At 64.9% G+C, this 25,648-nt stretch carries 14 protein-coding genes and 3 rRNA genes; 13 read left to right on the forward strand and 4 right to left on the reverse strand.

From position 1 onward, the window contains the following. Positions 1–95: 95 nt before the first annotated feature. The gene (locus CWT10_RS06765; RefSeq protein WP_103062604.1) at positions 96–596 is read right to left on the reverse strand and encodes a DUF2505 domain-containing protein; all 501 of its coding nucleotides are present in this window, start codon (positions 594–596) and stop codon (positions 96–98) included. 141 nt (positions 597–737) lie between these two features. Here CWT10_RS06765 and CWT10_RS06770 point away from each other — a divergent pair, with 141 nt between their 5' ends. Beyond that, on the forward strand, positions 738–2,198 hold the full coding sequence (locus CWT10_RS06770) for a sensor histidine kinase (protein ID WP_103062605.1): 1,461 nt from the start codon (positions 738–740) through the stop codon (positions 2,196–2,198). Positions 2,199–2,262: 64 nt separating this feature from the next. Here CWT10_RS06770 and CWT10_RS06775 read toward each other — a convergent pair whose 3' ends face one another. After that, a complete protein-coding gene (locus CWT10_RS06775; protein ID WP_026407660.1) occupies positions 2,263–2,511 on the reverse strand; it encodes a WhiB family transcriptional regulator in 249 nt (82 codons plus the stop codon). A 265-nt stretch (positions 2,512–2,776) separates the two neighbouring features. Next, positions 2,777–6,106 (reverse strand): type VII secretion EssC family protein, encoded by a 3,330-nt coding sequence (locus CWT10_RS06780; protein ID WP_103062606.1) that lies wholly within the window; start codon positions 6,104–6,106, stop codon positions 2,777–2,779. Between the two features lie 186 nt (positions 6,107–6,292). On the opposite strand from CWT10_RS06780, the gene ligA reads away from it, so the two are divergent. Continuing rightward, entirely contained in the window at positions 6,293–8,698 is a 2,406-nt protein-coding gene (gene ligA, locus CWT10_RS06785) for an NAD-dependent DNA ligase LigA (protein WP_103062607.1), read from the forward strand. A gap of 86 nt (positions 8,699–8,784) precedes the next feature. Here the strand turns inward: ligA and CWT10_RS06790 are convergent, their stop codons facing one another. Continuing rightward, positions 8,785–10,539, reverse strand: coding sequence for a L,D-transpeptidase (locus CWT10_RS06790; protein ID WP_128683329.1), 1,755 nt, complete (start codon positions 10,537–10,539; stop codon positions 8,785–8,787). A gap of 353 nt (positions 10,540–10,892) precedes the next feature. Here CWT10_RS06790 and gatC point away from each other — a divergent pair, with 353 nt between their 5' ends. The 11 genes from gatC (at position 10,893) to CWT10_RS06845 (ending at position 25,567) form a co-directional block, all read left to right on the forward strand. Next, positions 10,893–11,198: an Asp-tRNA(Asn)/Glu-tRNA(Gln) amidotransferase subunit GatC gene (gene gatC / locus CWT10_RS06795; protein WP_103062609.1), complete on the forward strand. Its 306-nt coding sequence runs from the start codon at positions 10,893–10,895 to the stop codon at positions 11,196–11,198. Further along, positions 11,195–12,760 carry an Asp-tRNA(Asn)/Glu-tRNA(Gln) amidotransferase subunit GatA gene (gene gatA, locus CWT10_RS06800; protein ID WP_416171703.1) on the forward strand — a complete coding sequence of 522 codons (1,566 nt, stop codon included), beginning with the start codon at positions 11,195–11,197 and terminating at the stop codon, positions 12,758–12,760. Before gatC ends, gatA begins: the two co-directional genes overlap by 4 nt. Beyond that, the gene (gatB, locus tag CWT10_RS06805; RefSeq protein ID WP_174721943.1) at positions 12,760–14,253 is read left to right on the forward strand and encodes an Asp-tRNA(Asn)/Glu-tRNA(Gln) amidotransferase subunit GatB; all 1,494 of its coding nucleotides are present in this window, start codon (positions 12,760–12,762) and stop codon (positions 14,251–14,253) included. Before gatA ends, gatB begins: the two co-directional genes overlap by 1 nt. Positions 14,254–14,455: 202 nt before the next feature. Further along, positions 14,456–15,841, forward strand: a complete 1,386-nt coding sequence (locus CWT10_RS06810; RefSeq protein ID WP_103062611.1) for an NAD-dependent malic enzyme — start codon at positions 14,456–14,458, stop codon at positions 15,839–15,841. Positions 15,842–16,358: 517 nt separating this feature from the next. Further along, a 16S ribosomal RNA gene (locus CWT10_RS06815) occupies positions 16,359–17,925 on the forward strand. A 386-nt stretch (positions 17,926–18,311) separates the two neighbouring features. Then, positions 18,312–21,519: ribosomal RNA gene (locus CWT10_RS06820) — 23S ribosomal RNA — on the forward strand. Between the two features lie 337 nt (positions 21,520–21,856). Continuing rightward, a 5S ribosomal RNA gene (gene rrf / locus CWT10_RS06825) occupies positions 21,857–21,975 on the forward strand. Together the 16S, 23S and 5S rRNA genes form the textbook arrangement of a ribosomal RNA operon. A 610-nt stretch (positions 21,976–22,585) precedes the next feature. Continuing rightward, a complete protein-coding gene (locus CWT10_RS06830; protein WP_233188022.1) occupies positions 22,586–23,323 on the forward strand; it encodes a hypothetical protein in 738 nt (245 codons plus the stop codon). 15 nt (positions 23,324–23,338) lie between these two features. Continuing rightward, positions 23,339–24,424: an HAD-IIA family hydrolase gene (locus CWT10_RS06835; RefSeq protein WP_103062100.1), complete on the forward strand. Its 1,086-nt coding sequence runs from the start codon at positions 23,339–23,341 to the stop codon at positions 24,422–24,424. A 26-nt stretch (positions 24,425–24,450) separates the two neighbouring features. After that, positions 24,451–24,627 (forward strand): hypothetical protein, encoded by a 177-nt coding sequence (locus CWT10_RS06840; RefSeq protein ID WP_233188021.1) that lies wholly within the window; start codon positions 24,451–24,453, stop codon positions 24,625–24,627. 22 nt (positions 24,628–24,649) lie between these two features. Further along, the gene (locus CWT10_RS06845; RefSeq protein WP_103062098.1) at positions 24,650–25,567 is read left to right on the forward strand and encodes a TlyA family RNA methyltransferase; all 918 of its coding nucleotides are present in this window, start codon (positions 24,650–24,652) and stop codon (positions 25,565–25,567) included. Positions 25,568–25,648: the final 81 nt, after the last annotated feature.

The following is a 25,648-nucleotide window of genomic DNA, read 5'->3' on the forward strand; positions in this document are numbered from 1 at the left end:
CGTGTCATGGTCGCGCGGACGCGACCAGGTCATGCGCGTAGGGCGGAATCGGAATAGCCGTCAGCCGACCGCCGCCTGTCGCCTCCGGATTGATCTCACGCGGCGGCGAGCCAGGCAGCGGCGCGGCGTTCTTCATCCGAGACGACCCGGCCGATCTGCGCCAGTGCCTTCTCTTCAACGCTACGTCCCACCAGTGGCACTGTCACTGACAGCTCCAGATCGACAACAACCGATGTTGCCTGGCCGTCGGAGTCGGGGCGCATAACGGTGGTGGCGCCGGCCTTGACGGGAGCACCCTTGACGGTGATCTCCACGCTGCCGCTGCGCGATCCGTCTGCTCCGGGCTCGCCCCAAGACTCCGTCAGACCGAAGGATACGGCCGAGCGGACCAGACGAGCAGCGGCCGCAGGCAGCCGAGATGGCGGGACCGAGCCGGAGATGGTTGCCACAAAGCCGCGGCCCCGCGCGGCGACGTCTACGTGTGCGTCCTCCAGGTTGAAACGTGCGAAGCGATCGCGCTGGTAGGCGGGGTCGGCGAGCATGGCGGCGACGCGGGTCGGGTCGGCGGGGTAGGTGATCGTGACTTGCTTCTTCATAACCATGATCCTGCCACGGCCCGGCCCTGACTGGGGCAGGCGGCGACGATGAGTCGCGATTAGATCTCTGGGAATTTAGCCGCTGGGCGGTCCTCATCCGGTGGGGCGGCTCGAGGTTCCGGACCCCGGTAGCATCGGGGTGTGTCGAGTCTTCTGCCCTCCTCGGTCCGCGGTGTGGTCAGTCTGCCTCCCGCCGACCTCGACTGGTTGCATCAGCTCATGGCGGACTGGCAGGTGATCGCCGACCTGTCGGTATCGGACCTAGTCCTGTGGGTGCGCACGGACTCCGGCCGTTTCGTCGCCGCAGCGCATTCACGTCCGGCCACGGGTGCCACAGTGCACTTGGAGGATGTGATCGGGCGGCGCATGCCCGCTGCTCGTGAGGCCATGGCTCTTGAGGCGCTTATGAGTGGACAGATCGTGGTTGCGGCCGCGCCGGAGTGGACTGGTTCCTCGGCAGTGCGCGAGGAGTATGTGCCGGTTGTCCATGACTCACAGGCCATTGCCGTGGTGACCCGTGAGACCGCCGTGGGGGTGCTGCGTGGCGGCCGCATCGTGGACAAGCCTCTCGAAGAGCTGGCCGATGCCCTGTGCCTGATGATCGCGCAGGGCGCCTTTCCCATCAATGGCGCCGCCACCGGAGTGCGCCACGGTACTCCTAGGGTCGGTGATGGCGTCGTCAGTCTCGACGACGACGGCGTAGTCACCTACGCCTCGCCCAATGCCCAGTCCTGTTTCCACCGACTGGGCTTGGCCGGAGACATTGAGGGCTGCCAGCTCGCGGAAGCGGTCACCTCCATCATCCCCGAACGCACGCCGGTGGATGAGACCATGGCGGTGGTCCTGATGGGCCGACAGGCCTGGCTGACCGAGGTGGAGGTCGGCGGAGTGTTCCTTTCACTGCGCTCGATCCCCCTGCGACGGGACGGCGCCAGGGCGGGTGCCTTTTTGTTAGTGCGCGACGTGTCCGAGATCCGGCATCGGGAACAGGTCTTGATGAACAAGGACGCCACGATCCGTGAGATCCACCACCGTGTCAAGAATAACTTGCAGACAGTATCCGCATTGCTGCGAATGCAGGCCCGACGTGCCACGAATGAGGAGACGCGCACGGCTCTGACAGAGGCCGAGCGCCGGGTGGGCACCATCGCAACCGTGCACGCTGCGCTCAGTCAGAACGTGGATGAAAAGGTTGACTTCGATGCGGTGTTCTCGTCGGTGCTGCGTTCCGCAGCAGCCGTGGCCACCCCCACCGGCAAGGTGTCCACGCGCCTGGAGGGGCGGTTCGGCGTGGTTGATGCCGACGTGGCCCAGGCGTTGGCAACCGTTTTGGCCGAGCTGGTGACCAATGCGGTCGAGCACGGTCTGGAGGACCGTGATGGCACCGTTACGGTACGGGCGCAGCGTGACGGGAATCGACTGACCGTGCATGTCATTGATGATGGGGCCGGTCTGGTTCCCGGAACGGAGATGACGGGACTCGGAACCCGCATTGTGAGCACACTTGTGCGCGGAGAGTTGCGTGGCTCAATCGACTGGCGGCCAGCCGACTGCGGGCGCGGCACGGATGTGGTTGTACGCGCCCAACTTGGGGATTCCTAGGTGTCCGCCGGGGGTGCGGCTCGGCGTCGACCGATCGTCGTGCGGCCGTGGCGCGTGTGGAGTTTTAGGAGGAGCGGCGCGCCCGGGCGGCGCGCCGCTTGAGCGAGCGCCGCTCGTCCTCACTCATGCCTCCCCAGACGCCGGCATCCTGACCGTTCTCAAGGGCCCACTTGAGGCAGGTGTCGACCACCTCGCAGCGGGCGCACACGGCCTTGGCCTCGGCGATCTGTGCGATCGCGGGGCCGGTGTTGCCTACGGGGAAGAAGAGTTCCGGGTCAACCGTGAGACAAGCTGCCTGGCTCCGCCAGTCCATAGGGGCTCCCTTCGGGGACTTGAATACTGCTGCGGTGCGCTTTACGTACCGTCCCGAATTCGCCGAGGCGGGCGCTGGACCACCGCGTCCTGCCCCAACTTTCACATGCCGACCGGGCCGGGGCAAGACCTCATCAGTGAGACCTGTGCCGACGGCCTGTCGTGATGGTCACATTCAACTGCTGTGTTTCTGCAACGGATACAGGGGCGTTATCTCGGCTCGCTTACAAGTCACGGTATCAGACGGGCGCGTGGGGCGGCAATTCTCAGGTTGGGCGACCTCCGGTTGCGGTCTCCCTCCGCCCTGGCGGTGCCTGCGGACCGGTCGGACCGGCCACCTGCAGCGGCGTGACGCAGCCACGCCATACGAGTACACCTCGCCCCGGCACGGTCGTGCCGCGCGGATCAATAGCGCCTCGCAGCTGGCGGCCAGCTGCCTGAGTCGCCGGACCGAGCCCCGGCCAGAGCACCACGACCGCGCCCCGCTCCCGCAGTAGGGCCAGTGGCCCGCGATAGGTTCCCGCGGCGCGCTCCGTGGTTGCTGCGGCGATGACTCGTTGTCCCCGACCGACTGCCGTCTCCACCTGCGCCTGCGTCGCGGTGTCGCTGAGATCCAGGTCGTCTACGACAAGCGGCGGGTGGGCGCCCGGTAGGTCACCGACACAGCGGGCCAGGGCCGCTACCGCGGTGCTGCGCCCCGATCCCGGTGGCCCCACCACGAGCACACTTTCATCAGGCACCGGCAGCGGGCGGGCCTGATCCCCGCCCACCGCCCACACTCCGGGTGACGCCGGCACCGTCCGGGGAATCTCTTCCAGCCGGCGCGGCCCCGGACCAAGGGCGCCCAACTCGTCGGACTCGGGCATAACCACCTGGCAGGCAACCGACTCAGCACCGTCGAGAAGTACTCCCCGCCCCGGTCCGGAGCCTGTGACGACCCCGCGCGGCAACCCCGCCAGCGAGGCCTGCGCCGGTTGCACCGCACCGAGGATCAGTCGGCGTCGCAGGGGTACGGCCCAACGTGCATTGGCCACGGTCAACGGGGCGGCCACCAGCACACCGGTGCCAGTGGAGGTCGCTGCGCGCACCACCGATTCGAGCAGGGTTTGGCCCTCGCCGGGCCCGAGCGCCTCATCGACGGCCGCCAACATGACGTCGACGTCGTCTATCACGAGCAGATCTCCGCTTAGGGAGCCGGCCGCGGCCAGGGTCCACAGGCGGGCCAGCCGGCGCGGATCGTCCGCGCCTACCACCGTGCCCACCCCGGCGCGCCCGGTCAGTCGCGTCAAGGGCGTCTGGCGCTGGGCGCACACGTGCGCCACCACGGCGTTGGCCAGCGCCCCCAGGACCGCAGCGTAGGCGCCCGTCGAGCGCCCACACCCCGGTGCCGCCATGATCAGCAGCGGATCGTCCGGAGACCAGTACCAGGTTCCCAGGCTCTGTTCTTCCGGCAGGTCCGTCAGTGCCAGAAGGCAGGCGGCGCGCCCCTGAGCCGAGGCCCAGTGCTGTGGACAGTCATCCGCAGCGGTCACATCACGGCCCCGGGCGGCGGCCAGGCTGCGTGCCTGGAGTCGCTGGACACGGGCAGGCAGCGGGGGCGCCCAAGGGCGCCACGGGGTTGCATCGTCGGCCGCGGCAATCTCGGCCACCAGAGTCGCCAAATGCGGTTCCGGGCCGCACCAGGGCGCCTGCAGCACCCCGTCGTCCTCTGCCTGCGTACCGGCGGTCACCAGTACCCGGCCTGGATGCGGCTCAAGGCGTGCGGCCCCGTCGTGTCCCAGCACATCGCGCGAATCCGCAGGGTCCAGCACCCGCAGGCAGACACGCAAGTTCGTGTTTGCGCGTATGGAGGGGGATACCGCGCCACCCGGACGCTGGGTGGCCAGTATGAGATGAATGCCGAGACTGCGTCCCTGCGCGGCTACGCGCACCAGGGCGTCCAGGACCTGCGGATGCTCCGCCGCCAAAGTGGCGAACTCGTCGACCACGAGCACCAGCCGTGCGGGCGCATCTTGCGGGCCCAGGTAGGAGACGTCCTTGGCGCGGTGGCGGGCCAGTAAGCGCTCCCGACGGCGTACCTCGGCCTCCAGGGAGGCCAGGGCCCGACGCGTACCTGCCGCGTCCAGGTCGGTCAGGACCCCGGCCGTGTGCGGCAGTTCGGCGAGGGGGCCGAAGGCGGCTCCGCCCTTGTAATCAACCAGGACCAGACTCAATGCCGTGGGCGGCCGGGTCGCCGCCAACTGCACCAGCCAGGATATGAGCAGTTCCGACTTGCCCGAGCCAGTTGTGCCGGCCAGCAGCGCATGCGGTCCGTCGCGGACAAGATCAACCGACACAGGGCCGCGTGCACCTACCCCGAGCACTGCGGACAGCCCGGTAGGCTCCGTCTGCCGCCAACGGCGCTGGAGGATTTCACGGTCCAGTACCGCACACACCTCCTCTAGGCGCACCTGCTCCGGCAGGCCATCTCCTTGTGCGCCATCCGCGTGCCGCGGCAGGGGCAGTCCCGCAGCGGTAAGCAGTGCCTCCCACCATCGCCTTCCGGGGTTCGGTGCGTGGCCCCGTACCGGCAGCACGCTGACCGCCCTGGTCGGTGTCCCGGCGTCCGCGGCCGCCACAGCCACTTCGCTGCGCCTGCCCTCAGGCCCCCAGGACACGCGTACGGACGCTTCTCCGGCCTGCACCTGCCCGACGTCACGGGCGAGCATCTGTGCACCCCACCAGCGCATGGCGGCTGTGGCCTCAGGACCGCTCAAGGCGATACGGTCTCCCGCCGCAACCCTTAGCACGGTGCGACGGCGCCGCCGCCCGGTCCACGCCCGGACGGCATCCCGGTCTCCTTTGTCACCGCCCGCATCGGAATGATTGCCGGCGCCCGCGTGGCGCACCGTCACGGCCAGCAGCATGCCGGCGGGATCTGGCGTGCGCGCCCGCCACCCTCGCCATCCCGCCCTTCCTGGCCGCGTGCCGCGGCCGCCCCGTCCTAACATGGGCAGCACTCGCAGCACCGCCATCATCCCCATGGGGGCCACCGCCAACGCCCCCATCGCCCCACGGCTGCCGGTGCGCATGGCCACTATCCCCAATGCGCCAAGCACCATGACGGCCAGGAATGACCCGAGCAGCATCCAGCGGTTCTGAGCGGGGGTGGGCGGTTGCGGCAGATGTAAGTCCGCGGGTCGGCGTCGCAGTTCCGCCACCGTGTCTCCCAGGCGCAGTCGGGTGCCCTCCCGGAAACTACGTGGACGGGTGCCCAGCTTGCGCCAGCACCAGCGTCGACACACCCGCACTCCATTGGCGGAACCGGCGTCTGACAACAGGACGCCGCGGGCGGTCTGTCTTACCCGCAGGTGGGAGCGGGAGACCGCCTGATCGGTGATTACCCCGTCACGTCCCACGGTGCCGCGTTCGGGCAGTGGGACCACTAAACCCTCGTCGTCGCCGCTGATGACGGCCAGGTGCCATGGCGAGGACAGTGCGGCGCGCGCGGCCGCCGCGGCCACAACAGCCTCGGCATCAAGTGCGCTGGATCCCGGGACGGGCAGATGATGATCCTGGCGCAGTGGGGAGCCGGTGTCGGAGGAGACGGATCGCATGGGAAGAGGCTGCCTCTTCCCCGGTGTCCCTGGGTGAGGGCTGTGGAGACGCTTCGGAGGGGCTGTTACCGACCATGACTGTGGATATCGGGAAGAGGCACCCAGCACGACCTGCCGCCTGGCACAGTGTCGTCGGTGCAATCATGGATTGCCTCGTGCAGACGCAGTTTGGGGGAAGATGAACCCATGAGCCAAGCCCGCCCCGCGACTCCGGCAGCGCTGGCAGATGTGCCTGCCGACATAAGGTCCCGCTGGACTGCACTGGTCCGAGATATCGAGCGCGCCCGTGATGCCTACTACGACGCCACCGACTCCCAGAGCCCATGGTCGGACGCCGAATACGACTCCCTGTACCGTGAACTGGAGTCCCTGGAGGAGGCTCATCCAGCACTGCGACAGCCCGCTTCTCCCACTCAGAGCGTCGGCGGGCGCCCGATCACGGATTTCGCCGCGGCGCCGCATCACGAGCGCATGTATTCCCTCCAGGACGTCTTCAGTCTGGATGAGGTGGAGCAGTGGGCCCGGCGTATGGTCATGGAGACAGGCGTGAGCGACGCCGAACTGCCGATGACCGCGGAGGTCAAGATTGACGGCCTGGCAATTGCCCTGACCTACGAGAACGGAGTGCTCACCCGCGCCGCCACTCGGGGTGACGGCGTAGTGGGTGAGGATGTCACCGGTAATGTGCGTACCATCGCATCGGTACCCCTGGTGCTCTCCGGCGATTGGCACCCGACACTGCTGGAGGTGCGCGGTGAGGTTTACTTCCCGGTGGCGGCATTCCAAGAGTTCAACGAGCGCCGCCGCACAGAGAACCTTCAGCGTGAGGCGGATGGCCGTCCCCGCCTGCAGGTTTTCGCCAACCCGCGCAACGCCGCTGCCGGATCGCTGCGGCAGAAGAACCCCGCGGTCACGGCCGGCCGACCGCTGGCGATGATCGCCCACGGCATCGGTGCCATCGTTGCGGCGCCGGGGGAGCGGCTGCCCACCGCGCAGCACGGGTGGTACGAGTTGCTCGCCGGATGGGGACTGCCGGTGTCCCCTTACAACCAGGTCGTGCGCGGACGCGCTCAGCGGGAGGCCTACATCGCCCGCTACGCCGACCACCGCCATGACCTGCTCCATGAGATCGACGGCATCGTGTTCAAGATCGACTCCCGTGCACTGCAGGAGGAGTTGGGACACACCTCGCGTGTTCCCCGCTGGGCGACGGCGTACAAGTACCCGCCTGAGGAGGTCCACACCCGGCTGCTCGACATAGACGTGCAGGTGGGGCGTACGGGCCGTGTCACTCCATTCGGCGTTATGGAGCCGGTTGTGGTGGCTGGTTCCCGCGTGTCTCGCGCCACTCTCCACAACGCTTCCGAAGTTGCCCGTAAAGCCGTGAAGATCGGTGACCTGGTGGTTGTGCGCAAGGCGGGCGACGTGATTCCGGAGATCGTTGGGCCCGTGCTGGAGCGACGCGACGGTTCGGAACGAGACTTCTCCATGCCACCTTGCTGTCCGTCCTGTGGGACGACCTTGGCCCCCGCCAAGGAGGGAGACGTCGACCTGCGCTGCCCCAATACGCGCTCGTGTCCGGCGCAGCTGACCGAGCGCATCGCCCACATCGGTTCCCGGGGAGCCCTGGATGTTGAGGGCCTGGGCGACGAGGCCGCCTCCGCCCTGACTCAGCCGGATGCCGGACGCGTCGAGGCACTCGCCGCACTTGCTGCCGGACGTTTCTTGGAGACCGAGCGCGGCCGTCTGCGCCTGTCGGCCACCGAGCTGGAAGCATTGCCTCCCGCCGAGCGGATCGGTGCAGCGGAGTCTCTGTTAGCGCAGGCAGGAGTGCCCGTTCAGCGGCCGGTGCTCACCGGTGAGGCCGCTCTGTTCGAGTTGACGGCCGAGGACCTGCGTGAGGTGTTCGTCTATCGTCCTATCACCAGCCGCGGCGAGCCGACGGGGGATTGGCGTTGGCAACGTTTCTTCTGGTCCAAGCAGACCTATGCCAAGAACGGTGAGATCAAACGGCCGACGGCCCCGGGAAAGAACGCCACCGCCGTGCTCGCGCAGCTCGCGGAGGCCAAGCAGCGACCCCTGTGGCGAGTACTGGTGGCCCTGTCGGTGCGCCACGTGGGTCCCACCGCGGCCCGGGCACTGGCGGCCCGCTTCGGGTCCCTGGAGGCGCTGCGCACAGCGAGCTCGGAGGAGCTGGCGCAGGTCGACGGCGTCGGCCCGACCATTGCCGCGGCCTGGCAAGACTGGTTGGCGGCCGACTGGCACAAGCAGATCTTGGTGCGTTGGGAGGCGGCGGGAGTGCGCATGGCCGACGACGCTGAGCCGGCCGGTCAGGTGCCTCAGACGCTGGCGGGCCTGACCGTTGTCGTCACCGGTACGCTTGAGCACTTCACCCGGGATGGTGCCAAGGAGGCGATTGTGGCGCATGGCGGTAAGGCGTCCGGAAGCGTCTCCAGGCGGACGAGCTACGTCGTCGTCGGTGAAAATGCTGGCTCGAAGGAGACCCGGGCGCGTGAACTGGGATTGGAGCTGCTGGACGAGGCCGGATTCGAGGCATTGCTGGCTGGCGGTCCCACGGCACTTCAGGCCTGACGCGGTGGTCCGCCCCGGTCGAAATAACCGGGGCGGACCACCGCATGCCGCGTATGCCGTTGTACCGATGTAGTGGGGGAAGCCTTTCAGTAGTGGCTAACCACCGTGGTGCCGATCTCCACCCAGTCGTAAATCCACTTGGCCTCGTCGACCGGCATGTTCAGGCAGCCATGCGAGGCGGAGAATCCCCAGCTTGACCACCAGGGGGCTCCGTGCAGAGCGTAGCCCTCGTAGAAGTAGGAGATCCACGGGACGTTCTCCGTCTCATAGTTGGAGCCGTCCGCGTTCTGGCCGCGCATCGTCTGGATCTCGTACTGCAGATAGACGTGGTAGGTGCCGGTGACGGTGGGGGTGGCGGCGGCACCATCGACGACGGAGACTGGGCCGCGCACGACCGTCGCTCCCTCATAGGCGGTCACCGTCTTGGTGGACAGGTTGATGTCGACCCATTTCTCGCCGTCAGCCGCCTGGTAAGCCAGATTCTCAGCGCCGTCGGCGATCTTGCGCTCCTCCCACTGCTCCTCATCGGTTGTCATTTCGAAGCTGCCGGAGTAGGCCTGTCCGCTGGACAGAGCGGTGCTGATCGCCGCGGTGATCGTCTCGGTGTTGTTAACCTTCTGGCCGGCGACCGCTTCGACGCTGGTGGCGACGACCTGACCGGAGGAGTTGACGTTTCGCTGTCCGACAACCGGGGTGACATTGGCGGCGTTCGCTTGAGTGCCCACCCAGTGGGCCACCGCGTCACTGTCGATCGATAGCGTGGGGGCGGCATCCAGGTTCTCGGTAATGATGATCCAGGAAGCCTTGGTGGCGGCGTCGGCGGTGTAGGAGTCGGTCCCATCGGTGTTGGTGATGGTTACGTCCTGCGAAATCCACTCGTTGGCCGTTTCCGCGACCGTCTTGGCATCGTCATCAGACACCGCGGGCGGGGTGTTGACGTAGGAGACCTCCACCGAGGCGGGACTCAATGACTGTGCCGCCTGGGCCGCCGCTAGCGCCAGGTCGGTCGTGTCGACGCTGAGTCCCTCGCTTGAGGAGGTGATCTCGAAGGCGGTGGAATCGGCGTTGAGCACCACGGAGGCGTTGCGGGCCTTCGCCTGATCGTCGGGGACAAGGGTGCCGGCGTAGTCCTTAAGCACGGCCTCATCGTTGGAGGTAACTACTGTTATGTCCGCTCCGCTTAGCAGCGCCTTGAAGCGGTCGAGTACGGCGGATCCACGGTTCATGGCGGCGTCGGCGGTCGCCGCCGCGTCGATCGTGGTTCCCAGCTCGGACAGGGATACGGTTGCATCTGCGTCGCCGGTGACGGTCACGGTGGCCGCCTGTGCCCTGGACTCGATAGTGCTGATGATTGCGTCACGGCTCATACCGGACACGTCGGTGCCCGCCACCGTGGTGCCGGGTACGGCGACATCGGAATAGTGCTGTGCGTAGGCGTAACCGCCTACACCAACCAGCAGAATCGTTGCGGCGACTGCGGACATAGCCCAGCGGCGACGCCGGGACGGCTTGGCGGCGGCCGCCGTATCGGGGGAGGTGACGACCTCGAAGTGTTCGGCGGATCCGGCGTTCGCCGAGGCTGCCAGGCGGATAGGCTCGGCGGCCACTTCGACCGCTTCCGGCGTGCCAGCGACCGGAGCGGCCTCGGCGGGCGTGCTCGCTGTTGCCGCGCTGTGCGCAGCGGCAAGGATCGAGGTCCGCGTAACGCCCGTGGCCGGACCGTACGGACTGTTCAGGACCGTGCCCGAGGTGGCATCGGTGTCGGCGGGTTCGCCGGCGGGTGTCGACGACTCGTCGAACTCCTCCGGGGTCTGCCCGGTGGGGAACTTGTCGCTGTGCATAAGATCCTCATTCATCGACGGTCGTACTGAGCGGTGTCCTGCGAAGGGGCATCCGCTCCAACCGCGGAGACTTCCGTGTCAATCACACCGGCACCCGCCGGGAATGTCAATGTTGTCCGTCACGGCGTGCCTGTGACTTGCCACATGAACGTTGAAGACTCGCCAATCGACGTTCCTCGGGATGCTGTGCCAGCATCTATCTGTAATGATACTGCGACGCGACGGCGACCGTTGGGTGAGGGCTCAGCGATCTCGACCTGCCTTGCGTGCGCAGTAGTGGTGCTTCAGTCGGAACCGGCGCGGACGGCTGCTCAGTGGTGGCGGGGAGCGTGGGAGTGGATAGACTCCGGTCCATGTCTGCCATCTCCAAGGACGAGGTCATTCGCGTGGCGGCGCTCGCCCGTGTGGCCCTGAGTGAGGAGGAGGTTGCGCGGCTGGCCGGCGAGTTGGACGCAGTAGCTTCCTCCTTCGCCCGGGTCAACAGCGTGGTTACCGCCGACTTGCCCGCCACCTCGCACCCAGTTCCACTTGCCAATGTGATGCGGGAGGACAAGCCCGGTCCGACGCTCGACGTCGAAGAGCTGCTTGCTGGCGCGCCCGCTGCGGAGGACTCCGCGTTCCTGGTGCCCCGCATTCTGGGAGAGGACGCCGCCTCGTGAACAACTTCGCTCGCTCCGAAATCGCGACCGCCTCCGGCGATTCCCTCATTCGCTCGACGGCGGCGCAACAGGCCGCGGCCCTGGCAGCGGGTGATATCTCCTCCCGCGAGCTGACCCGGCTCCACCTGGACCGCATCGCCGCCGTCGACGGCGCGGTAGGCGCCTTCCTCGACGTCGATGCCGAAAAGGCCCTGGCCGCCGCCGACGCCGCCGACGCCGCTCGTCGGCGGGCAGCCGAGGCCGACGAGTCGTTGCCGGAGCTGACGGGCGTGCCGACGGCGGTTAAGGACCTGATTGTTACGCGCGGCCAGGTCACCACCGCCGCCTCCAAGATTCTCGAAGGCTGGGTGCCACCTTACGACGCCACCTTGGTCAAGAATCTGCGCGCCGCCCACCTGCCGATTCTGGGCAAGACCAACCTTGATGAGTTCGCTATGGGCGGTTCCACCGAGCACTCGGCCTTCGGTCGTACCGCCAACCCTTGGGACCTTGGCCGCATTCCAGGCGGCTCCTCGGGCGGTTCTGCGGCCGCTGTCGGCGCATTCGAGGCGCCGGTTGCGGTGGGCACCGACACCGGCGGCTCGATCCGGCAGCCCGCCGCGGTTACCGGCACCGTCGGCGTCAAACCCACCTACGGCACGGTCTCCCGCTTCGGCGTCATAGCCATGGCCTCCTCTCTGGATACTCCCGGCCCCATGGCCCGCACGGTGCTGGACGCCGCCCTGCTGCACGACGTAATCGGCTCTTATGATCCTCTCGACTCCACCTCCCTGCCTGACGCTCCGCGCGGCATGGCCGATGTGGTGCGCGCGGCGCAGGCCGGTGTGGACCTGACCGGCCTGCGTGTCGGGGTGATCGCCGAGCTTGACGGGGGAGAGGGCTACCAAAGGGATGTCGTTGACTCCTTCCACCAGGCGCTCGGGCTGTTGGAGGAGGCTGGTGCGGCGGTGCAGACCGTCTCGTTGCCGCATTTGGAGTACGCACTGGACGCCTACTACCTGATTATGCCGGCGGAGGCGTCATCGAACCTGGCCCGCTACGACGGCATGCGCTACGGTCTGCGCGTTGAGCCCGCAGAGGGGCCGGTGACTGCGGACAGGGTCATGGCCGCCACTCGCGGCGCCGGATTCGGCGATGAGGTCAAGCGCCGCATCATCCTGGGCACGCATGTGCTGTCCGCGGGCTATTACGATGCCTACTACGGCTCGGCGCAGAAGGTGCGAACCCTGGTGCAGCGTGATTTCGCCGCCGCTTGGCAGCAGGCGGACGTGCTGGTGTCTCCGACGGCACCGGTCACCGCCTATCGCTTCGGGGAGAAGGACGACCCGTTGGCGATGTACAAGCTGGATGTAACTACGATCCCCGCCAACCTGGCGGGCGTGCCGGCTATGAGCCTGCCCTCCGGTCTTAGCGGAGACGGCCTGCCTGTCGGATTCCAGATTCTGGCGCCCCAGCGGGCCGACGACCGCCTGTACCGGGCAGGCGCGGTGCTTGAGCAGATGTTGGAGAACAAGTGGGGCGGCCGCCTGCTCGCCCAGGCCCCAGAGCTGGAGGTGCAGTGATGGATGAACTGATGGACTTCAAAGAGGCCGTGCGTCGCTTTGACCCGGTTATCGGTCTGGAGGTGCATGTGGAACTGGGGACGGCCACCAAGATGTTCGACGCCGCCCCGAACGTCTTCGGCGCGCAACCGAACACGATGGTCACGCCCACCAGTGCCGGTCTGCCCGGCTCCCTGCCGGTGGTCAACGGCAAGGGGGTGGAGTACGCCATCCGGATCGGGTTGGCCCTCGGCTGCCAGATCGCCGAGACCTGCCGTTTCGCCCGGAAGAACTACTTCTACCCGGACCTGTGTAAGGACTTCCAGACCTCCCAGTCGGACGAGCCGATCGCCTTCGATGGCGCCGTCCCGGTGGAGCTGGAGGACGGAACGGTATTCACGGTGCCGATTGAGCGCGCCCATATGGAGGAGGACGCCGGCAAGAACGTGCATGTCGGAGGCGTGGACGGACGCATTGAGGGCGCCGACTACTCTCTGGTCGACTACAACCGCGCAGGCGTGCCCCTGGTGGAGATCGTCACCCGGCCGATTGAGGGAGCCGGTGAGAAGGCGCCGGAGATCGCCGCCTCCTACGTGCGCACCCTGCGGGACATCTTCCGGGCACTGGGCGTGTCCGAGGCCCGGATGGAGCGCGGCAATGTGCGTGCCGACGTCAACGTATCGCTGCGGGAGGATCCCGACGCCCCGCTGGGCACGCGCACCGAGACCAAGAACGTCAACACCTTCCGCGGGATCGACGCGGTGGTGCGCTATGAGATTAGTCGCCAGGCGGCTATCTTGGCCGGTGGCGGCACGGTGCAGCAGGAGACTCGTCATGGTCAGGCCGACGGCACTACCCGTGCCGGACGCGTTAAATCCGATGCTGATGACTACCGCTACTTCCCCGAGCCCGATCTGGTGCCACTGGCCCCCAGCCGGGAGTGGGTCGAGCAGATCCGTGCCGATCTTCCCGAGATGCCGGCGGCTAGACGGCGTCGATTGAAGACGGAGTGGGGACTGGCGGATGATGAGATGCGCGACGTCGTCAATGCGGGCGCGCTTGAGGTCATAGAAGCCACGGTGCTGGCCGGTACGACAGGGCAGGCGGCCCGCAAGTGGTGGATGGGCGAACTGTCCCGCGTTGCCAAGGAACGGGAAACGGCCCTGGACGACTTGCCCATTACTCCGGTACAGGTGGCGAAGTTGCAGGAACTGGTCAACTCCGGTCGTCTGACCGACAAGCTGGCCCGTCAGGTGCTGGAGGGCGTGCTGTCCGGAGAAGGTGATCCGGAGACTGTGGTCGCGGCCCGAGGACTGGAGGTCCTCTCCGATGAGGGCGCGCTGCTGGCTGCGGTCGACGAGGCCTTGGCTGCGAACCCCGACGTCGCGGACAAGATCCGCGGCGGCAAGGTCAAGGCGGTCGGTGCCATTGTCGGCGCTGTTATGAAGGCTACCAAGGGGCAGGCGGACGCCCGCAGGGTGCGCGAGCTGGTGATGGAGCGGGTGACTGGCTGATGTAAATGGCACCCGAACGGACTGCCTGACGGCCTTCCGGCTTCAGGCAACCCGGCCTCCGGCTGTCTCCTGGTTCACAACCATGAGACAGCCGGAGCTCTTTACTGCCGTATGGGGATAGGCTCTGTGTCGCAGAACCAGGTTCTTGAGACCGGCGACCGACGTTGGTCTGTTCTAGAGCCCCCAACGGAGGAACAAGCCCATGGCAAAGCCGAGTCCCAGCTACACCGTTGCGCTCCACCTTGAGGTACCGGCCTCGCAGAAGGCCGTCACGACGCTTGTCGACACGGCCTCGGCAACAGGAGCCATTGTTAATGGCGTCGATGTCGCCGACACCGATGGCGACACCCTGATCGTGGACTTGACCGCGGACACGCGCAACTCCAAGCATCGTGGTGAACTGGTCAAGGCCCTCAGGGAACTCGACGGCGTGATCGTCCACAATGTCGGCGACTCCACTTTCCTCGCCCATGTGGGTGGAAAGGTGGAGATCGCGCCGCGTACTCCCATCCACAACCGGCGTGATCTGGCACGCGTCTACACCCCCGGCGTGGCGCGCGTGTGCAAGGCCATTCACGATCATCCTGAACGGGCGCGGCAGTTGACCATCAAGAAGAACACGGTTGCGGTTGTCACCGACGGCACGGCGGTGCTCGGCCTGGGAGACATCGGACCGGAGGCCGCGATGCCGGTAATGGAGGGCAAGGCGGTGCTGTTCAAGCAGTTCGGCGACGTCGATGCCTGGCCGGTGGCGCTGGATACCAAGGATCCCGAGGAGATCATCAAGATCGTCAAGGCGATCGCTCCCGCCTACGGCGGTATCAACCTTGAGGACATCGCCGCCCCGAAGTGCTTCGATATTGAGGCGCGTCTGCGGGAGGAGCTTGACATCCCCGTCTTCCACGACGACCAGCACGGCACGGCTATCGTCACCCTGGCGGCGTTGATCAATGCGCTCAAGGTCGTGGAGAAGAAGATCGAGGACCTACGTATCGTGCTGTCGGGCGTCGGCGCGGCCGGTTCCGCGATAGCTCGGCTGTTGATGGCGCACGGTGCCACCGACATCGTGGGATACGGCCGTTCCGGTGCGCTCAACGCCGAGCACACGGAGGGCATGAATGAGCACCGCAGGTGGTTGGCCGAGAACACCAATCCGCGGCGGGTGTCCGGATCCCTCAAGGAAGGTCTGGAGGGAGCCGATGTCCTGATCGGCGTATCGAGCGGCAACCTGCTCGAGCCGAAGGACCTGGCGGTGATGAACGAGGGGTCGATCGTCTTCGCCATGGCGAACCCGACGCCCGAGGTGGATCCGGTTGGAGCGGCTGACTACGCGGCCGTGGTCGCTACAGGTCGCAGTGACTTCCCCAACCAGATCAACAATGTCTTGGCCTTCCCGGGGCTGTTCCGCGGTCTGCTGGACACCGGCATTACCGAGATCTCCGTGGAGCTACTGCGCGCGGCCGCTACGGGCATTGCCGATGTGATCGCCGATGAGGAGCTCAGTCCCGTCTACATCATCCCTGGAGCCTTCGACAAGCGCGTTGCTGCGGCGGTTGCTAAGGCCGTGCGCAAGTTTGCGACCGTATGACCGATCGGCACGCCGGCCGCCAGCTGTTGACGAGCCTTCGGACTGTAGCGCCGGATGTTGCTTCGGAAAGGAGATGACGGTGGATGGGCTGCCGCCAGCTGACGGCGAACCAGGAGGCTGTTGGGCACCATTCCTGATGCGGTGCGCCAACAGCCTCCTGCCGGGTTAGCCGGTGCCGGAGTCTAACGTGGGACGGTTCATACCTCCCCAGTTTGACGCCTTGAGGCCGCGAGGCGCTAAAGTACAGCTCGTCGCGTTGCGCAGGGCGCCCGCAAGGGAGGCCCTCGCCGGGACCCACATCGATGAGGAGCCGGCTGTGAGCGGGAACATGTTCCCGGGACTTGACGGCGTACGGACCTGCTCATAAGATTGTGGATGCTGCTCGTCGGAGTGAACGGTCGCCATAAGGCGACTCAGGATCGCTGGCTGGGTGTGTTGTTTGGGATCTCGATAGTGTGTCGTGTTTGTTTGTTTGGTTGGTGTTTTTTTGTTGGTTTCTTTGTTTGGTTTTTTGTTTTGTTTGGAGAGTTTGATCCTGGCTCAGGACGAACGCTGGCGGCGTGCTTAACACATGCAAGTCGAACGGGCCTGCTTGCTTTTTTGGTGGGTGGGTTAGTGGCGAACGGGTGAGTAACACGTGAGTAACCTGCCCTCTTCTCCTGGATAACTGCTTGAAAGGGCGGCTAATACGGGGTGGTCTGGCCTGCCTGCATGGGTGGGTTGGTATAGGTTCAACTGTTTGGTTGTTCTGGTGGGGGATGGGCTCGCGGCTTATCAGCTTGTTGGTGGGGTGATGGCTTACCAAGGCTTTGACGGGTAGCCGGCCTGAGAGGGTGGACGGTCACACTGGGACTGAGATACGGCCCAGACTCCTGCGGGAGGCAGCAGTGGGGAATATTGCACAATGGGCGGAAGCCTGATGCAGCGACGTCGCGTGAGGGATGGAGGCCTTCGGGTTGTGAACCTCTTTTTCCGGTGGTGAAGGCCTGCTCCTTGTTGTGGGTGGGTTGACGGTAGCCGGGTTAGGAAGCGCCGGCTAACTACGTGCCAGCAGCCGCGGTAATACGTAGGGCGCGAGCGTTGTCCGGAATTATTGGGCGTAAAGGGCTTGTAGGCGGCTGGTTGCGTCTGCCGTGAAATCCTCTGGCTTAACTGGGGGCTTGCGGTGGGTACGGGCTGGCTTGAGCGCAGTAGGGGAGGCTGGAACTCCTGGTGTAGCGGTGGAATGCGCAGATATCAGGAGGAACACCGGTGGCGAAGGCGGGTCTCTGGGCTGTTGCTGACGCTGAGGAGCGAAAGCGTGGGGAGCGAACAGGATTAGATACCCTGGTAGTCCATGCTGTAAACGGTGGGCACTGGGTGTGGGGGCCCTTTTCCGGGGTTTCTGCGCCGTAGCTAACGCGTTAAGTGCCCCGCCTGGGGAGTACGGTCGCAAGGCTAAAACTCAAAGGAATTGACGGGGGCCCGCACAAGCGGCGGAGCATGCGGATTAATTCGATGCAACGCGAAGAACCTTACCAAGGCTTGACATGGGCTGGTTGCTGCCGGAGACGGTGGTTCCCTTGCTGCTTTTTGTGGTTTGGGCTGGCCTGCAGGTGGTGCATGGTTGTCGTCAGCTCGTGTCGTGAGATGTTGGGTTAAGTCCCGCAACGAGCGCAACCCCTGTCTCGTGTTGCCAGCACTTCGGGTGGGGACTCGCGGGAGACTGCCGGGGTGAACTCGGAGGAGGGTGGGGATGACGTCAAATCATCATGCCCCTTATGTCTTGGGCTTCACGCATGCTACAATGGCCGGTACAGTGGGTTGCGATGCCGTGAGGCGGGGCGAATCCCTTAAAGCCGGTCTCAGTTCGGATCGGTGCCTGCAACTCGGCACCGTGAAGTTGGAGTCGCTAGTAATCGCGGATCAGCAACGCCGCGGTGAATACGTTCTCGGGCCTTGTACACACCGCCCGTCACGTCATGAAAGCCGGTGACGCCCGAAGCCCGTGGCCTTATGGGGAGCGGTCGAAGGCGGGGCTGGTGATTGGGACGAAGTCGTAACAAGGTAGCCGTACCGGAAGGTGCGGCTGGATCACCTCCTTTCTAGGGAGTTTTGTTTGGTGCTGGCTGGGCAGGCGGACACGTCGCTGGGTTTGGGCTGCTGCTTGTGTGGTGGTGGTTTGGGTCTGGTGGGGCTTTCTTCTTTCCTGCTGTTTTGGTGGTGGGGGTTGGGGGTGGCATGCTGTCGGGTTCCGGGGCTGCGCGCCCTGGTGGCTTGTTCCTTTCTGGTGCTGGTGTTTCCTGCTGTTTGGTGGGTGCTGGTGTTGGGGGGTTGTGGGCTGGTTGGTTGTGAACTGTATAGCGGATGCGAGCATTGTTTTTGTTTGTTTGTTTTGTTGTTGTTTGTGGTTGTCTGCTTGGTTTTGTTGTTGTTCGTGGTTTGCTTGTTTTGTTCGTTTTGCCTGTTGTTGTGTTTTGGTTTGGTTGGTTGTGTTGTTGTTTTGGGCGTTCGGTGGATGCCTTGGCACTGGGAGCCGATGAAGGACGTGGTGGCCTACGATATGCCTCGGGGAGCCGGCTTGCGGGCTGTGATCCGAGGGTTTCCGAATGGGGGTACCCGGCACGAGTTGTGTCGTGTCACCTGCCCTTGAATTGATAGGGGGTGGGGGGTTACGCGGGGAAGTGAAACATCTTAGTACCCGTAGGAGAGGATATTCTGTGAGTAGTGGTGAGCGAAAGCGGATTAGGTTAAACCGTGGTCGTGTGATTACTCGGCAGGGGTTGCGGCTGCGGGGTTGTGGGGCGTGTCTGTTTGGTCTGCTGCCGTGGGCCGGTGCGTTGGTTGGTGGGTAGCCGGATTCTCTGGGATGGGGAGCCGTAGAGGGTGATAGCCCCGTAGGTTGAACCTGCTGGTCGCGTGCTTGGGCGTGTTTTTTCCCCTTTTTCGCGTGGGGTTCGTGGAGTCTTGCGTGAGTCTGCCAGGACCACCTGGCTGCCTAAATACTTCCTGGTGACCGATAGCGGATTAGTACCGTGAGGGAATGGTGAAAAGTACCCCGGGAGGGGAGTGAAAGAGTACCTGAAACCGGGCGCCTGCAAGCCGTCAGAGTCTGCTGGCCCTTTTTTTGGGTTGGTGGGTGGTGGCGTGCCTTTTGAAGAATGAGCCTGCGAGTCATGGCGTGTCGCGAGGTTAACCCGTGTGGGGTAGTCGTAGCGAAAGCGAGTCTGAAATGTTGTTGGGCGTTGTTAGTGGCGCGTTGTGGACCCGAAGCGGGGTGATCTACCCATGGCCAGGTTGAGGCGCGTGTAAGAGCGTGTGGAGGACCGAACCCGCCTCGGTTGAAAACGGGGGGGATGAGTTGTGGGTAGGGGTGAAAGGCCAATCAAACTCCGTGATAGCTGGTTCTCCCCGAAATGCATTTAGGTGCAGCGTTGCGTGTTGCCGTGCGGAGGTAGAGCACTGGTTGGTTGAGGGGCCTTACAGGGTTGCTGATGCCAGTCAAACTCCGAATGCCGTATTGGTTGAGCGTGGCAGTGAGACTGCGGGGGATAAGCTTCGTGGTCGAGAGGGAAACAGCCCGGATCGCCGGCTAAGGCCCCTAAGTGTGCGCTAAGTGGGAAAGGATGTGCGGTCGCGGTGACAGCCAGGAGGTTGGCTTAGAAGCAGCCATCCTTGAAAGAGTGCGTAATAGCTCACTGGTCGAGTGGTCGTGCGCCGATAATGTAGCGGGGCTTAAGCGTGCCGCCGAAGCCGCGGGCCTGTCTGCCCCTTGTTTTAGGGGGTGGGCGGGTGGTAGGGGAGCGTCCTGCGTTGGGTGAAGCCCGGGGGTGACCGTGGGTGGACGGCGTGGGAGTGAGAATGCAGGCATGAGTAGCGAGACCGGGGTGGGATTCCCCGGCGCCGTATGACCAAGGGTTCCAGGGGCAGGTTCGTCCTCCCTGGGTGAGTCGGGGCCTAAGGCGAGGCCGACAGGCGTAGTCGATGGATGACGGGTTGATATTCCCGTACCGGTGGAGTACCGCCCATGCTGACGTGCGGGTGCTAACCCACGCCCGGCTGGTCTTTTTTGCTTCGCTCGTGTGCTTTCGGGCGTGCGGGTGGGGTTGGGCCGGTGGGTCTGGGGGTCCTCCGTGCTGGTAGGCAAGCGTGTTAACAGGGGTGACGCACTTTGGTAGCCCGGCGGGGCTTATGGCTTGTCCCGTTCAAGCGTGTGGCCCGGCGCCCAGGTAAATCCGGGTGCCATGCCTCCCTGTTTTTGGGGGGTTGGGTGAGGCGTGATGGTGACCCTGCTTGTTTGGTGGGGGATAGTGGGGTGATCCTGTGGTGCCTAGAAAAGCCTCGACGTTAGGTGCTTCACCGCCCGTACCCTAAACCGACACAGGTGGTCGGGCAGAGTATGCCCAGGCGGGCGAGTGAATCATGGTTAAGGAACTCGGCAAAATGCCCCCGTAACTTCGGGAGAAGGGGGGCCCGAGCCTTGAAGCCCTGTGCGGGCTAGGGGTGAGGGTCGCAGTGACCAGGGAGGAGCGACTGTTTACTAAAAACACAGGTCCGTGCGAAGCTGTAAGGCGATGTATACGGACTGACGCCTGCCCGGTGCTGGAAGGTTAAGAGGATCTGTTAGTCCCATTTTTGTGGGGTGAAGCGGTGAGTCTAAGCCCCAGTAAACGGCGGTGGTAACTATAACCATCCTAAGGTAGCGAAATTCCTTGTCGGGTAAGTTCCGACCTGCACGAATGGCGTAACGACTCCTCTGCTGTCTCGACCATGAGCTCGGCGAAATTGCATTACGAGTAAAGATGCTCGTTACGCGCAGAAGGACGGAAAGACCCCGGGACCTTTACTGCAGCTTGGTATTGACGTCCGCTATTGTTTGTGCAGGATAGGTGGGAGACTGTGAAGCGGTCGCGCTAGCGGTTGTGGAGTCGTTGTTGGGATACCACTCTGATGGTGGCGTGCGTCTGAACCTGGGCCCGTGATCCGGGTTAGGGACAGTGCCTGGTGGGTAGTTTAACTGGGGCGGTTGCCTCCTAAAAGGTAACGGAGGCGCTCAAAGGTTCTCTCATCCTGGTCGGTAACCAGGTGTTGAGTGCAAGCGCACAAGAGGGCTTGACTGTGAGACTGACGGGTCGAGCAGGCACGAAAGTGGGAGCTAGTGATCCGGCGATCCCGTGTGGGTGGGTCGTCGCTCAACGGATAAAAGGTACCCCGGGGATAACAGGCTGATCCTGCCCAAGAGTCCATATCGACGGCATGGTTTGGCACCTCGATGTCGGCTCGTCGCATCCTGGGGCTGGAGCAGGTCCCAAGGGTTGGGCTGTTCGCCCATTAAAGCGGTACGCGAGCTGGGTTTAGAACGTCGTGAGACAGTTCGGTCCCTATCCTCTGCGCGCGTTGGAGACTTGAGAAGGGCTGTCCCTAGTACGAGAGGACCGGGACGGACGAACCTCTGGTGTGCCAGTTGTACCGCCAGGTGCATGGCTGGTTGGCTACGTTCGGGTCGGGTAACCGCTGAAAGCATCTAAGCGGGAAACCGTCTTCAAGATGAGGTCTCCGCAAACCCCCCACATGGGGGGTTTGGTAGGCTCCCAGTTAGACTACTGGGTTGATAGGCCAGATGTGGAAGCAGGCAGCCCCTGTGGGGTGAATCCTGTTTGTGAGCTGACTGGTACTAACAACAGCCGATACAACACAAGCACCCACCACAACAAAGCAGGTGGGCAAGCACCCACCGCAACAAGCAGGTGGACAAGCAGGTAGCGCCGTTGGGTAACCACACCCGAGCACGACACCACCAACAACAAACCCTGGGGAAGCACCCCCGGCAAACACGCACAATGACAAACCCCACACCACTAGGGGCCCGCACCACAATAGTGCCGGCACACCCCCCTGGTGGCAGGCAACCACCCCCCCGAAACAAAACAAGGCGGGGTGGTTGGGCGCATCCGCTGTACGGTTCACAACCCAGCCAGCACACCAGCCACCACCACACCCCACCCAAGGGTCAGGGGTTGTTGGCGGATGCGTGGTGCCGGTGGTCATAGCGGGGAAGCAACGCCCGGATCCCATACCGAACCCGGAAGCTAAGCCCCCCAGCGCTGATGGTACTGCCCCCCACAGGCGGGCGGGAGAGTAAGACACCGCCGGCACCACACACCCACCCACAACCCAACACCCAACCAACACCAAACGAGGGTTGGTTGTTAGTGTCTACGGGCCGCGTGTATGGCACGGGCGTATGGCGTGCGGCGCAAGGTTTTGATCGCCAAAGGCGGCGCTGCCTAGTAGGGTTGGTGCTTATCGCATACGGCGCCTGCCGCGCCGGCCGACGAGTGAGAAAGAAGAAGCATGGCGTACGACAGGCGTGATGACCGCTCCCGCTCGGGCAACCGCCAGGGCAAGGGTGGAGACCGGCACGGTTTTCGCCGTCGGTATGAGGGCGACTCCTCCCAGTCAGCCCATGAAGGGCGTAGGGGAAGAGGACATCATGAGCGCGGCTGGCAGGATGGCAGCAGGGGCGGAGGCGCTGGCAGTGGCAACGACGGATATGGGCGGCGCCGCGGCGCCGGCGGTCGAACAGGTCGACAAGAGGCATACGGCAGTGCGAGGGCGGGTGGCACGAAGCCAACCCAGCGCCCCCGTATTCCAGAGCCGCCGGTACCGTCTGATGTAGCTCCGCAGGATCTGGAAGCCTCGGCGCGACGCGAGCTGCGTGCCCTCGGAAGGGCCAATGCGGACAACGTGGCGCGGCACCTGGTGATGGTGCAGCGACTGCTGGATTCGGATCCGCAGACCGCCTATCAGCACGCCCGTTACGCTGCTTCGCATGCAGGTCGTGTGGCGGTTGTGCGGGAGTCTGCGGGAATCGCAGCGTATCTGTCGGGTCATTACAACGAAGCGCTACGTGAGATCCGGGCGGCCAGGCGGTTGTCCGGCCGGGATCTGCACCGCGCCATTGAGGCGGACTGCGAACGAGCTCTTGGCCGTTTTAACCAGGCCTTGAAAGCGGCACAGGAGGCTGACCCTCGGCAGCTTGACGACCTCGAAGAGGCCGAGATTGCGATGGTGGTCTCAGGAGTGCGCCATGATATGGGGCACAGCGAGCTCGGACTGGTCGTGATTGAGGAAGCGATCATGATGTTCCGGGGCGACCGAGAGACCCTGCGCCGACTCCATTCGGTGCGTGCCGACCGATTGGAGGAGCTGGGGCGCGAAGAGGAGGCGGCCAAGATCCGCGAACGCATCGGGTTTGGTGACGACTCCGCTTCCTCACAGACGGTTGAGGTCTATGACATTGAGGACGACTACGATGAACAGGAGCGGGCTGACCAAGGTGATAGTTCACCGGCTCCAGTTGATTCACTCGACGACATGGCGCCGTCAGGGCATGGCAGCGACCTGGTCGATCCTGGTCCCGAGTCCGGTCAGGCCGGCCCCGACGGCGGTGCATTCGGCCCCGACGACGAAGACGCTCCCGCGGTTGCGGTTGAAGACTGAGGCTTAGGGGGCAGCATGGACAGTTTGCTCGGCAGCCAGCCCGAGGGCGACTCGGGGTTCTTATACGGCTGTGGCCGACCCCTGGCCGCCGCCTACGACGTGGCGCTCCTGGACCTTGACGGCGTGTGTTTTTCCGGGGACGCCAGGGTTCCGCACGCCGCCGATGGCGCCAATGGAGCGCGTGAGTACGGGATGCGCCTGGTCTTCGTGACGAACAACGCCTCGCGATCCCCGGTGGCGGTGGTGAACAAGCTCGCCCGCAACGACATCGCCGCCTCTCCGGACGAAGTCTTCTCTGCCGCCATGGATGCGGCGGCGCTGTTGCATGAGCACCTGCCCGACGGCGCTTCCGTGCTCGTAGTTGGCGGCGAGGGGCTGCGACAGGCACTCACAGACGAGGGCTTCAAGGTCGTGGCCTCCGCGGATGACGGGCCCGCCGCCGTCGTCCAGGGCTGGGATGCGGCTGTTGACTGGGCCATGATGTCCGAGGGGCTGTATGCGATCACCAACGGTGCGTTGCATGTGGCCACCAACCTCGACGCCACTCTGCCCACCGAACGGGGCTTCGCCCTGGGCAACGGCAGCCTGGTTGCCGCCATCGCCAATGCCTCAGGCCGCAGACCGTTGGCCGGAGGCAAACCCTTCCCAGGTATTTATCAGCGTGCGCTGCGCCGTTCAGGAGGAACCAGGCCGCTCGCCGTCGGCGACCGGCTCAACACCGATCACGTCGGGGCCCGGGCAGCTGACATACCAGGTTTGCATGTGCTCACGGGTGTCAGCACTGCCCGCGATGTGCTTCTTGCCTCGCCAGAGGAAAGGCCGACCTTCCTGCACACGGATCTGCGCGGCCTGCTGGAACCCCACCCCGCGCCGGAACGCATCGGTAGCGGCGTTCAGGGCTGGTGGCAGGTCGGCGACGAGTGCTGGCGTGTCACCGATGCGGGCTTGGAGGATCGGAATGCGGGAATCCTCGACGCCTCCTGCGCCACAGTCAGCCTTGACGCATATCGTGCCCTCGCCTGCGCCCTCTGGGAGTTTGCCGATGCCCATGCCGGTGGCACCGAGGTACCGCATGTACCCGAACTGAATGTCGTCTCCTGAACTGCAGCGATGTCTGGAGCATGCCGATGACCGCCGCCCCCCGACCGGTTCCGCGACCCGAATCCGAGGCCGCCCGCACCCCCGTCCCGGACCTTGCTGCGAAGCTTGAGACCATAGCCGGGCTGCCGCTGGAGGAACGCGCCACGCAGCTCGCATCCCTTCACGAGCTGCTCTCATCCGAGCTGCGTCTAACCGAGCACTGACCACGGACCGACTTTTAACCGCATGGCACGACTGATTCGTATCGACTCCGAACTCGTGCGGCGCGGGCTCGCCCGCTCGCGTACTCATGCCGCACGGCTCATTGACGATGGTCAGGTCACCCTCGACGGCGTGGTGGTCACCAAGCCTGCCCGGCAAGTCAACCCGGCGCAGGCGATCGAAGTTATCGCTCCGGCCTGCGACGACTATGTGTCTCGTGGCGCCCATAAACTGGCAGGCGCACTCGATACTTTGACCAAACGAGACCTGGCTCCCCGCATCGTCGGCAGACGCTGCCTGGACGCTGGTGCCTCCACCGGAGGTTTTACCGACGTGCTGCTGCGCCGGGGAGCGGCACAGGTGGTTGCCGTCGACGTCGGCTATGGCCAGCTCGCCTGGTCCCTGCGTAACGATCCTCGCGTGACCGTGTTGGAACGCACGAATGTGCGCAGTCTCGATCCGCACGCCGTTGCGCCCGCACCCGAGCTCGTTGTAGGCGACCTCTCCTTCATCTCACTAACCACCGTGCTTCCGGCGTTGGCCCGAGCCGCCTCGTCAGACGCCGACCTGCTGCTAATGGTCAAACCCCAGTTCGAGGTCGGCAGAGACCGCCTAGGTCGAGGAGGCGTGGTCCGTGACCCGGCACTGCATCTCGAATGTGTGCTGAAGGTGTGCGAATGTGCCCATGCCTTGGACATGGGAATCGATGCGGTCACCGCGTCGCCGCTGCCCGGGCCCGCCGGAAATGTCGAGTACTTTGTGAGCATGCACTCTGGGCGGGCCGGCTCACCGCTGGACCTGGTCGGACCGGCGTTGCAGGATGAGGTCCGGCGCGCCATCGCCGCTGGACCCGCTGGATCCGTTGGACCTGCCGGAGCCAACCACAGCCAACACAGACGTCGCCCGGAAGGAGGCGGAGATGACCACCGGAACCATTCGTAATGCCACGGCCGATACCGAGACCGCTACACAAACCACGCCGATATCCGTCCCCGCAAACTCGGGAGCAGCCAGCGAGCAGAG

The organism is Actinomyces qiguomingii (genome assembly GCF_004102025.1).
Lineage (GTDB): Bacteria > Actinomycetota > Actinomycetes > Actinomycetales > Actinomycetaceae > Actinomyces > Actinomyces qiguomingii.